12 protein-coding genes and 1 pseudogene are annotated in these 10,862 nt (G+C 61.7%); 12 read left to right on the forward strand and 1 reads right to left on the reverse strand.

The genetic code is table 11. The annotated features are described in order from the left end of the window. Nucleotides 1-39: 39 nt before the first annotated feature. The 11 genes and pseudogenes from ACHIRB_RS23890 (at nucleotide 40) to ACHIRB_RS23940 (ending at nucleotide 8,706) form a co-directional block, all read left to right on the forward strand. A complete protein-coding gene (locus tag ACHIRB_RS23890) occupies nucleotides 40-246 on the forward strand; it encodes an AtpZ/AtpI family protein (protein WP_395125851.1) in 207 nt (68 codons plus the stop codon). 11 nt (nucleotides 247-257) lie between these two features. Next, complete coding sequence (locus ACHIRB_RS23895; RefSeq protein WP_395125852.1) at nucleotides 258-767, forward strand: ATP synthase subunit I; 510 nt, start codon at nucleotides 258-260, stop codon at nucleotides 765-767. Further along, nucleotides 764-1,531 (forward strand): F0F1 ATP synthase subunit A, encoded by a 768-nt coding sequence (gene atpB, locus ACHIRB_RS23900; protein ID WP_199706061.1) that lies wholly within the window; start codon nucleotides 764-766, stop codon nucleotides 1,529-1,531. The genes ACHIRB_RS23895 and atpB overlap by 4 nt, the downstream gene beginning before the upstream one ends. A 69-nt stretch (nucleotides 1,532-1,600) precedes the next feature. After that, nucleotides 1,601-1,855, forward strand: a complete 255-nt coding sequence (locus ACHIRB_RS23905; protein ID WP_307829734.1) for a F0F1 ATP synthase subunit C — start codon at nucleotides 1,601-1,603, stop codon at nucleotides 1,853-1,855. A gap of 6 nt (nucleotides 1,856-1,861) precedes the next feature. Then, a complete protein-coding gene (locus ACHIRB_RS23910; protein WP_395125853.1) occupies nucleotides 1,862-2,383 on the forward strand; it encodes a F0F1 ATP synthase subunit B in 522 nt (173 codons plus the stop codon). A 3-nt stretch (nucleotides 2,384-2,386) separates the two neighbouring features. After that, nucleotides 2,387-3,714, forward strand: a pseudogene (locus ACHIRB_RS23915) (F0F1 ATP synthase subunit B/delta). 77 nt (nucleotides 3,715-3,791) lie between these two features. Then, entirely contained in the window at nucleotides 3,792-5,447 is a 1,656-nt protein-coding gene (gene atpA, locus ACHIRB_RS23920; RefSeq protein ID WP_199706063.1) for a F0F1 ATP synthase subunit alpha, read from the forward strand. 14 nt (nucleotides 5,448-5,461) lie between these two features. Next, the gene (locus ACHIRB_RS23925) at nucleotides 5,462-6,385 is read left to right on the forward strand and encodes a F0F1 ATP synthase subunit gamma (RefSeq protein WP_199706064.1); all 924 of its coding nucleotides are present in this window, start codon (nucleotides 5,462-5,464) and stop codon (nucleotides 6,383-6,385) included. A gap of 1 nt (nucleotide 6,386) precedes the next feature. Beyond that, a complete protein-coding gene (gene atpD, locus ACHIRB_RS23930) occupies nucleotides 6,387-7,838 on the forward strand; it encodes a F0F1 ATP synthase subunit beta (RefSeq protein WP_199706065.1) in 1,452 nt (483 codons plus the stop codon). Between the two features lie 36 nt (nucleotides 7,839-7,874). Continuing rightward, on the forward strand, nucleotides 7,875-8,240 hold the full coding sequence (locus tag ACHIRB_RS23935) for a F0F1 ATP synthase subunit epsilon (RefSeq protein WP_395125854.1): 366 nt from the start codon (nucleotides 7,875-7,877) through the stop codon (nucleotides 8,238-8,240). A gap of 43 nt (nucleotides 8,241-8,283) precedes the next feature. Continuing rightward, on the forward strand, nucleotides 8,284-8,706 hold the full coding sequence (locus ACHIRB_RS23940) for a DUF2550 domain-containing protein (RefSeq protein ID WP_395125855.1): 423 nt from the start codon (nucleotides 8,284-8,286) through the stop codon (nucleotides 8,704-8,706). A gap of 5 nt (nucleotides 8,707-8,711) precedes the next feature. Here the strand turns inward: ACHIRB_RS23940 and ACHIRB_RS23945 are convergent, their stop codons facing one another. Further along, the gene (locus ACHIRB_RS23945; RefSeq protein ID WP_395125856.1) at nucleotides 8,712-9,311 is read right to left on the reverse strand and encodes a cob(I)yrinic acid a,c-diamide adenosyltransferase; all 600 of its coding nucleotides are present in this window, start codon (nucleotides 9,309-9,311) and stop codon (nucleotides 8,712-8,714) included. Nucleotides 9,312-9,416: 105 nt separating this feature from the next. On the opposite strand from ACHIRB_RS23945, the gene murA reads away from it, so the two are divergent. Then, on the forward strand, nucleotides 9,417-10,694 hold the full coding sequence (gene murA, locus ACHIRB_RS23950; RefSeq protein WP_395125857.1) for a UDP-N-acetylglucosamine 1-carboxyvinyltransferase: 1,278 nt from the start codon (nucleotides 9,417-9,419) through the stop codon (nucleotides 10,692-10,694). The last annotated feature ends 168 nt before the right edge of the window (nucleotides 10,695-10,862 follow it).

Below are 10,862 nucleotides of genomic sequence, written 5' to 3' on the forward strand. Positions count from 1 at the left end.
GTTGTCTGCGCGCAGATTTCCGCAAGCTAGCCGAAGGACGTGGCGAACGAACCGCCCAGCCCGAGGCAGCTCATCGGAATTGGTACCGGCCTCGTTGGATGCATTGTTCTAGGCCTGGTTGCCGGTCTGCTTTTGGACGCTGCGATGCACACGTCGCCGTTGTTCACAGCAATCGGGTTGCTGCTCGGAATCGTAGGCGCGACCGCAACAATGATAGTGCAGTTCAGAACGTTCATGAGAGATTGAGGAAGAGGCAGATGGCGATGGCGCCACCGGACTCCACCCCCCGACGGGGCGAGCGCAGCGACGACGACACGTCGCTCGGCGATCGCACCGGCGACGCATTACCGCAGAGCGAATCGGGCGAAGACTCGGGACTGCTGTCCTCGATGCCGCTCAACATGCGGCTTCCCACGATTATCGCGATCGGTCTCGGCATCGTGGCCTTGATGCTGACCGGTTGGCTCGGGCATCTGGTGATGGGCCTTCTCATCTGCCTCGGGCTTGCACTCGGCATCGGCAATATGTGGCTGGTTCAGCTTGCGGTTACTCGCGTGACGGCCAACGACAACCCGAGTAAACAGCGGATGGCCTTCTCCTCGGCCTCCAGATTGCTCATCATCACCGCTATCGCGATCGTGATAGGTTTCCTCGTGAAGCCGAGGATCGACGGCATCGGCGTGTTCGTCGGATTGGCCGTCTCACAGGTTCTTCTTGTACTGACAACCACTGTGCCCGTTCTGAAAGGACTTCGCCAGCAATCATGACTGACCAAGTTCTTGCCGAGACCAAAATTGAAGTTGGTCATCACATCGAGAGGCAGCTTTTCGGCCTCACCTTCAATGTCGACACGATCTACGGAACGCTTATCGCTGCTGCGATCGTTCTAGGGCTGGCGTTCTACCTTCGCTCGAAGATCACGAATGGCGTACCCAACGGGGTGCAGTTGTTCTTCGAGGGCGTAACGGTTCAGATGCGCAGCCAGGTCGAGAGCGCAATCGGTATGAAAGTTGCGCCGTTCGTACTTCCGCTCGCCGTAACGCTCTTCGTCTTCATTCTGGTGTCGAACTGGCTCGCGGTACTTCCGTTCCAATTCGGACCGGTCGATATCGGGCCGATCTACTGGGAGCACGGCGCCGAACTGATCAAGCCGCCTGCATCGGACGTCAACTACGTCTACGCGCTCGCGCTGTTCGTGTTCATCTTCTACCACATAGCCGGTGCCAAGCGCCGCGGCATCTTCACCCACTTGAAGAAGTTGGCGAAGGGTCACGTCGCAATCCTCGCTCCGGTCAACATCATCGAAGAGATTGCCAAGCCGATCTCGCTGTCACTCCGACTTTTCGGCAACATGTTTGCCGGCGGCATCATGATCGGTTTGATTGCGATGTTCCCTCCTTACATTCTGTGGGGACCGAACGCGATCTGGAAGATGTTCGATTTGTTCGTCGGATTGATTCAGGCCTTCATCTTCGCGCTGCTGACAATTCTCTACTTCAGTCAGTCGATGGAACTGGAAGACGAGCACTAATTTTTCTCGCGCAATAAAGCCAACAAATTCAGACCCGATCTCGGACAGAGAAACAAAGGAAGTGAAATCATGGCAAGTGAAATGGTGACCGCCGGAGCACTTATCGGTGGCGGTATGATCATGGCAGGCGGCGCAATCGGTGCCGGTATCGGTGACGGTCTCGCCGGTAGCCAGTTGATCGCAGGCATCGCTCGTCAGCCGGAAGCACAGTCGCGTCTCTTCACCCCGTTCTTCATCACGGTCGGTCTGGTCGAGGCTGCATACTTCATCAACCTCGCGTTCATGGCACTCTTCGTGTTCGCTACCCCAGGCCAGACGACGTAAGTGGCTATGGACAGCACACTTCTAGCCGCCGAGGGCGGTGAGGAAAAGACCAACAACTTCCTCATCCCCAACGGCACGTTCTTCGTCGAGCTCATCATCTTCCTCGTGGTGCTCGGAGTTATCTGGAAGTTCGTTGTCCCGCCGATCCGCGCTGTGCTCGACGAGCGCGCCGAACGGGTGGCGAAGACGACCGACGACAACCACAGGGCTGCTCGGGCGTTCGCGGATGCTGATGCCAAGTACCGCGGCGAACTGATGGACGCTCGGGGCGAAGCTGCCAAGATCCGAGATGCAGCACGTGGCGAGGGTCAACAGATCCTCGACCAGATGCGTACGAAGGCACGGCAGGAATCCGACGCCATTCAGAAGCAGGCTGACGAGGAACTGCAAGCTCAGGCGCGCAAGGTCGCTTCCGATCTGCAGAGTGGAGTCGGGCCGTTGTCCGACACGCTTGCGAATCGGGTTCTCGGTGTCGACGCCAACGGTTCCGACAAGGCGTCGTTGGCCGACCAAACTGGGCGGGTGTAATCAGTGGGTACTTTTTTCGGCCAGCTCTTCGCGTTCGCGGTCATCGTCTTCGTTCTCGTGCGATACGCAGGACCGCCGATTCGCAAGCTGATGGCCAAGCAGCAGGACGAAGTTCGTACGCAGATCAGCGAAAGTGAAGCAGCGGCAGCACGTTTGGCCGAAGCGAAGAAGGCGCACGAAGAAGCTGTCTCGCAGGCACGCAACGAAGCTGCGCAGATTCGTGAAGATGCACGTGCGGACGCACAGCGCATCACCGCGCAGCTGCGCGAGCAGGCCGATGCCGAGGTTGCCCGGATCAAGCAGCACGGTGTTGAGCAGCTCGCGCTGCAGCGCCAGCAGTTGATCCGTCAGCTGCAGTTGGATCTCGGTAGCGCGGCAGTTGCCCAAGCGGGCGACACCGTCCGCAGTCGACTTGCCGATTCCGGTGCCCAGTCGGGGAGCGTCGATCGCTTCCTCGACGAGCTGGAGGCAATGGCAAGCGACGGCAAGTCATCCAACAAGGGAGTGTCCTGATGCACGCGGCAAGCCGCGAGTCGCTGCAAGTAGTGCAGCGCCGCTTCGACGAGGTTTCTGCCGATCTGGATTCTGCAGGCCTGGCGACGCTCGCCGACGAATTGGCCGCCGTTTCGAACCTGCTTGTTGTCGAGGTAACCCTCCGGAAGCACCTTGCAGGCAAGTCCGACGACTCCGAGCCGAAGGTCGCAGTTCTCGATGCACTGCTCGAGGGCAAGGTCGCGGATTCGACGCTCGACATCGTCCGCACGGGCGTCGAGCAGCGCTGGTCGATCTCTCGCGACTTCACCAATGCGCTGGAGCGCCTCGCCAACCTGGCGATCCTGATCGGTGCCGAGCGTGACGGTCAGATCGAGAACGTCGAGGACGAACTGTTTCGCTTCGGCCGCACGCTCGACGCGAACGCACGTCTGTCGACGCTGCTCAGCGACACGGTCGCACCGCTCGACGGACGCACACAGTTGCTCACCAACGTGCTCGCAGGCAAGGTGAGCGAGTTCACTGATCGATTGCTGCAGCAGACACTTCGTGGTCTGCACGGCAGGAACTTCGAGGCAGTCGTGCCCGAGCTCGCAGAGCTCGCCGCCGAACGCCGCGGACAATCGGTCGCCCATGTCAAGGCCGCCTCGCCGCTGTCGGATGCACAGCGTGAACGGCTCGAAGGCGTGCTGTCCCGAATTTACGGTCGCAACATGACCGTGCAGCTCGAAGTTGTTCCCGAGATTCTCGGTGGACTCGAGATCACGGTCGGCGACGAGGTCGTCGACGGCACCATCGCGTCACGACTGGCGAGCGCAGCGAGCCAACTTCCACGTTAGGTGCGTGCGGCGAACGCGCCGGACCACATGAACACTAGAGCCGAACACCATATTCGAAAGCAGGGAAATCGATAGCCATGGCGGAGTTGACGATCTCAACCGAAGAGATTCAGGGCGCGATTGAAAAATACGTCGCCACGTTCTCGTCCGAATCCTCCCGCGAGGAGATCGGCATCGTTGCCGATACCGGCGACGGTATCGCGCACGTCGAGGGCCTGCCATCGGCGATGACCCAGGAGCTGCTGGAATTCCCCGGCGGCGTGCTCGGTGTCGCGCTCAACCTGGACGAGGGCAGCATCGGCGCCGTCATCCTCGGTGACTACGAGGGCATCCAGGAAGGCCAGCAGGTCAAGCGGACCGGAACCGTTCTTTCCGCACCCGTCGGCGACAACTTCCTCGGCCGCGTCGTCGACCCGCTCGGTAACCCGATCGACGGACTCGGCGAGATCGAGGCCGAGACGCGTCGCGCACTCGAACTGCAGGCACCGTCGGTCGTTCAGCGCCAGGGCGTCAGCGAGCCGCTGCAGACCGGTATCAAGGCGATCGACTCGCAGACCCCGATCGGTCGCGGACAGCGTCAGCTCATCATCGGCGACCGCAAGACCGGCAAGACCGCGGTGTGCGTCGACACGATCATCAACCAGAAGCAGGCCTGGGCAACCGGCGACCCCGACCAGCAGGTTCGCTGCGTCTACGTCGCCATCGGCCAGAAGGGCTCGACCATCGCGGCCGTTCGCCAGGGCCTCGAAGATGCCGGCGCGCTCGAATACACCACGATCGTCGCTGCACCGGCTTCCGACTCCGCAGGCTTCAAGTGGCTCGCGCCCTACACCGGCTCGGCCATCGGTCAGCACTGGATGTACCAGGGCAAACACGTTCTGATCATCTTCGACGACCTGAGCAAGCAGGCCGAGGCCTACCGTGCCATCTCGCTGCTGCTGCGTCGTCCGCCGGGCCGTGAGGCGTACCCCGGTGACGTCTTCTACCTCCACTCCCGTCTGCTGGAGCGTTGCGCGAAGCTGTCCGACGAACTCGGTGGCGGATCGATGACGGGTCTCCCGATCATCGAGACCAAGGCCAACGACATCTCGGCGTTCATCCCGACCAACGTCATCTCGATCACCGACGGTCAGTGCTTCCTCGAGACCGACCTCTTCAACCAGGGTGTTCGTCCCGCGATCAACGTCGGCGTCTCGGTGTCCCGCGTCGGTGGCGCCGCGCAGATCAAGGCGATGAAAGAGGTTGCAGGTTCACTGCGTCTCGACCTGTCGCAGTACCGCGAGCTCGAAGCCTTCGCGGCGTTCGCATCGGACCTCGACGCGACGTCCAAGGCCCAGCTCGATCGTGGTGCCCGTCTGGTCGAGCTGCTCAAGCAGCCGCAGTACAGCCCACTTTCGGTCGAGGAGCAGGTCGTCGCGATCTTCCTCGGTACCCGTGGTCACCTCGACTCGGTTCCGGTCGGCGATGTCATCCGTTTCGAGAGCGAGTTCCTCGACAACGTGCGTAGCCGTCACGAGAACATCTTGACCGAGATCCGCGAGTCGAAGAAGCTGTCGGACGACGCTTCCGAGGCTCTTGCAGATGCGGTCAACGAGTTCAAGAAGGGTTTCTCCGCCACCGACGGCAGTTCCGTCGAGGCGAAGAAAGAAGAGCCCAAGGAAGACTCGAAGGAATCCGAAGAGGAGCAGACAGAATCGGTTACCGTCCACCGGTCCGCTCCCGACAAGAAATAAGGGTGCGATTCTAAATGGGCGCACAAATACGTGTCCTACGCCGAAGGATCAAGTCGGCGGGGTCGATCAAGAAGATCACCAAGGCCCAGGAGCTCATCGCTACTTCGCGTATCTCCAAGGCGCAGGCCCGTGTCGAAGCGGCACGGCCCTACGCCGAGGAAATGACCAAGATGCTCACGACGCTGGCGGACGAGTCGACACTCGACCACCCGCTCCTCGTCGAGCGTGAGAAGCCGCGCCGGGCCGGCGTGCTGATCGTGTCGTCCGATCGTGGACTCTGCGGCGGTTACAACGCCAACGTGCTGCGCAAGGGCGAGGAACTGTTCGAACAGCTCCGCTCCGAGGGCAAGGAGCCGGTCGTCTACACGGTCGGTCGTAAGGCACTCGGTTTCTACAAGTTCCGTGGCCGCGAGGTCGTCCAGTCATGGACGAACATCTCGGAGAAGCCGACGTATGCGGACGCGACCGAAATCGCGAATGCACTAGTCGCCGCGTTCGTCGTCGGAACCGATCTGCCGTACGACGATCCGCTACCCGAAGAGGTTTCGGGCGTCGACGAGCTGCACATCGTCTTCACCGAGTTCCGCTCGATGTTGACGCAGACGGCTCGCGCTCGCCGAATCGCTCCTATGGTCGTCGAGTACTCCGAGGAGCCGAAGCGCACCGAGTTCGAGTTCGAGCCCAATGCGCAGGAGTTGTTCGAAACCTTGCTGCCTCGCTATCTCGCAACGCGGGTCTACGCCGCAATGCTGGAGGCTTCGGCATCGGAGTCTGCCGCTCGTCGTCGTGCCATGAAGGCTGCGACGGACAACGCGGACGACCTCATCAAGGCGCTCACGCTGGAAGCGAACCGCGCTCGCCAGGCCCAGATCACCCAAGAAATCAGTGAAATCGTCGGTGGCGTTGACGCGCTTGCCGCAACAGGAAGTGACGAGTGACATGACCTCCGCCGTAACCGAAACCAAAGACGCCGGCGCCGCCGAGCGCGCAGGTCGCGTGGTCCGGATCACCGGACCGGTCGTCGACGTGGAATTCCCGCGCGGTGCCGTGCCTGAGCTCTTCAGCGCGCTGCACGCCGAGATCACCTTCCCGGAGCTGGCCAAGACGCTGACCCTCGAGGTTGCACAGCACCTCGGCGACAACCTGGTCCGCACCATCTCGATGCAGCCGACCGACGGCCTGGTCCGTGGCGTCGAGGTCACCGATACGGGCAAGCCGATCTCGGTGCCCGTCGGCGACGGCGTCAAGGGCCACGTCTTCAACGCCCTCGGCGAATGCCTCGACGAGCCCGGCTACGGCGCGGACTTCGAGAAGTGGGCCATCCACCGTAAGCCGCCGGCATTCGACCAGCTCGAAGGCCGTACCGAGATGCTGGAGACCGGCCTCAAGGTCGTCGACCTGCTCACCCCGTACGTGCGAGGCGGCAAGATCGGCCTCTTCGGTGGTGCCGGTGTCGGTAAGACGGTTCTCATCCAGGAGATGATCAACCGTATCGCCCGCAACTTCGGTGGTACCTCGGTCTTCGCCGGCGTCGGTGAACGTACTCGTGAAGGTAACGACCTCTGGGTCGAGCTCGCCGACGCGAACGTCCTGAAGGACACCGCCTTGGTGTTCGGTCAGATGGACGAGCCGCCCGGCACGCGTATGCGCGTCGCACTCTCGGCCCTCACGATGGCCGAGTACTTCCGCGACGAGCAGAACCAGGACGTTCTGCTCTTCATCGACAACATCTTCCGTTACACCCAGGCCGGTTCCGAGGTCTCCACCCTGCTCGGTCGTATGCCGTCTGCCGTTGGTTACCAGCCGACGCTTGCTGACGAAATGGGCATCCTGCAGGAACGAATCACCTCGACCAAGGGTCGCTCGATCACGTCGATGCAGGCCGTTTACGTGCCCGCCGACGACTACACCGACCCAGCGCCTGCGGCGACGTTCGCCCACCTCGACGCGACCACCGAGCTTTCCCGTGCGGTGTTCTCGAAGGGCATCTTCCCCGCGGTCGACCCGCTGGCATCGTCTTCGACGATTCTGCTGCCGGGCATCGTCGGCGAGGATCACTACCGCGTGTCGCAGGAAGTCATCCGCATCCTGCAGCGCTACCAGGACCTGCAGGACATCATCGCGATCCTCGGTATCGACGAGCTGTCGGAAGAAGACAAGCAGCTGGTCAACCGTGCGCGACGCATCGAGCGCTTCCTGTCGCAGAACATGATGGCTGCCGAGCAGTTCACCGGCCAGCCGGGCTCCAACGTTCCGCTCAAGGAGACCATCGAGGCGTTCGACAAGCTCACCAAGGGCGACTTCGACCACCTTCCCGAGCAGGCGTTCTTCCTCATCGGTGGACTCGAGGATCTGCAGAAGAAGGCAGAGGGACTTGGTGTCAAGTTCTAACGATGTGTCGCTGAAACACCGGAAAGGGCGTGTGACGTGAGCGAGATGACTGTCGAGCTTGTTGCTGTCGATCGCCGCGTCTGGTCGGGCGATGCGACATTCGTGTTCGCACGCACGATCAGTGGTGAGATCGGCATTCTGCCGCAGCACATTCCGCTGGTAGCGGCATTGGTCGACGACGCGACGGTTCGGATCGACACCGCAGACGGCGAAGAGTTGACGTTCGCGGTCGACGGCGGGTTCCTCTCGGTGAGCGAGAGCGGAGTCATCATCCTGGCCGAGGACGTCGAAGCGTCCGACGATATCGATGTCGACAAGGCTCAGCGGGACGCAGATTCGGACGACGAGCGCGCACAGGCTCGGGGTCGAGCGCGACTGCGCGCCGTCGGCAAGTCCGTCTAGTAGCTCTCCCAACAGCGAAGGGCGGCTAGCGTTGCAAACCGGAATGGTTCTTCTCATCATTCTGGTCGCAATGTTGGCCGTCCTTTTTGCTATTTCCTTCTACCGCTTGATGATTCTTCGTCGCGGTGGGACCTCTGCGATCATCCGCACGACTCCCGGCGTTGGTAGTCAGGGTTGGCGACACGGACTTATTCGATACGGCGAGGATTCACTCGTCTTCTACAAGCTGTCGAGCCTGCGGTTCGGTCCGGATGTTCGGATCAACCGACAGGACATCGCGGTCGAGAATCGCCGTTCGCCGCAGGACAGCGAGGTCGACATCATGACCGACGAAATCGTCGTGCTCAGCGTCCGCGAAGCCAACCGAAATCTGGAAGTTGCGCTCGACCGCGGTGCCATGACGGCGTTTCTGTCCTGGGTGGAATCGCGTCCGTCGGGCCGGTCGATGCGCGGCCGGCACGGCTGAGCAGCCTAGTTTTCTTCGGCCTCGGCCTTTTTGGTGTCGCCGGCGCCCGGCTTCCACAGGACATCGCCATCAGGATTGGCCACGCGGCTCAAGATGAACAGCAGATCCGACAGGCGATTGAGGTACTTCGCCGGTAGGGCGTTGGTCGTCGCCGGATTGGCATCGACCGCTGCCCACGCCGAGCGTTCGGCGCGTCGTGCGACAGTTCGTGCAGTGTGCAGCAGCGCACCCAGCGCAGTGCCGCCGGGCAGGATGAACGAGTGCAGTGGGGCCAGCTGCTCGTTGAATTCGTCGCACCAGCCTTCGAGACGATCGATGTAGGACTGGTGGATACGCAGCGGGGGATACTGCGGGTCCTCGACGACAGGGGTCGACAGATCGGCGCCCGCGTCGAAGAGGTCGTTTTGAATCTGCCGCAAAACCTCGTTGATCTGCGGTGATGGATTACCGAGGGCCACAGCGACGCCGATGCTGGCGTTCGTCTCGTCACAGTCGGCGTATGCCTGCAAACGCGGATCGTTCTTCGAAATGCGGGAGAAGTCGCTGAGACCCGTCGTCCCGTCGTCGCCGGTGCGGGTGTAGATCCGGGTGAGATGTACGGCCATGAAGCCAACGGTACTGCCCACATCCTGAGGGAGGGGAACACCCGCTGCGGGCTTTTGGCGGAGGCGGCACTCGGGCAGGTCCAGTGCTGACTAGGCTGTCCAACTGTGAGTGAACGCTTCCTAGTCACCGGCGGTAATCGGCTCGCCGGCGAGGTAGCTGTCGGGGGCGCGAAGAACAGCGTTCTGAAGTTGATGGCTGCGGCTTTGTTGGCCGAAGGTACAAGTGTCATAACCAACTGTCCGGACATTCTCGACGTTCCGCTGATGGCAGAGGTACTTCGTGGCCTCGGCTGCGAGGTGGTGCTCGAGGGCGACGAATGCCGGATCACGACGCCGGCCGAGCCCAAGTATCAAGCCGACTTTCCCGCTGTCCGGCAGTTCAGAGCGTCGGTGTGTGTGCTCGGTCCACTGGTTGCGAGATGCCGGCGTGCGGTTGTCGCGCTGCCGGGTGGGGACGCGATCGGTTCGCGACCACTGGATATGCATCAGGCCGGACTGAGATTGCTCGGTGCGCACGCGGAAATCGAGCACGGTTGCGTTGTCGCACGGGCTGACAAGCTCGAGGGCGCGAAGATTCGTCTCGACTTCCCGTCGGTCGGCGCAACGGAGAACATCCTGATGGCAGCTGCGTTGGCTGATGGCGAAACGGTCATCGACAACGCTGCGCGCGAGCCCGACATCGTCGATCTGTGCAACATGCTTGTCCAGATGGGCGCGCGAATCAGCGGGGCAGGCACCACAACTCTCACGATCAGGGGAGTGAAGAAGCTCGAACCGACCACACACCGGGTGATCGGTGATCGGATCGTTGCTGCAACGTGGGGGATAGCAGCTGCCATGACTATCGGCGACGTCCGCGTCACCGGGGTCAATCCGAAACACCTATCGCTGGTCCTGGAGAAACTTCGGTCGGCTGGGGCGCAGGTGTCGTTCGAGCCCGACGGTTTTCGAGTTGTGCAGAAAGAACGTCCGCGAGCGGTCAACTTTTCGACCCTGCCGTTCCCTGGATTCCCCACGGACCTGCAACCGATGGCGATCGGCCTGGCCGCAATCGCAGACGGAACGTCAATGATCACGGAAAACGTCTTCGAGGCGCGGTTCAGATTCGTCGAAGAGATGATTCGTTTGGGATCCGATGCGCGTACGGACGGGCACCACGCAGTGATACGCGGAGTTCCGCAGCTGTCGAGTGCGCCGGTCTGGTCTTCGGATATCCGTGCCGGCGCCGGTTTGGTCCTCGCGGGACTGGTGGCAGACGGGACGACCGAGGTCCACGACGTCTATCACATCGATCGTGGGTATCCGAGGTTCGTCGAGATCCTGCAGGAGTTGGGCGCGGACATCGAACGGGTTGGCGTTTCGAGTACCGAAGGACCCAAATAGCGGTTCGATTTGTGGCCTGCGCCACAATTCGGGCCGCTTTCGGCTTTCATGTCCGCGCCCCCGCATTTTGCACCTCGCTGACCAGCGTGTTTTCTGCGAAACCTGTGCTGGACCAGGCGATTTGACGTGGTGTTCTTGTTCGCGTAACTTTCTTCAAGTCAGAGCGAC

The organism is Antrihabitans spumae (genome assembly GCF_043944905.1).
In the GTDB taxonomy this organism is placed as follows: domain Bacteria; phylum Actinomycetota; class Actinomycetes; order Mycobacteriales; family Mycobacteriaceae; genus Antrihabitans; species Antrihabitans spumae.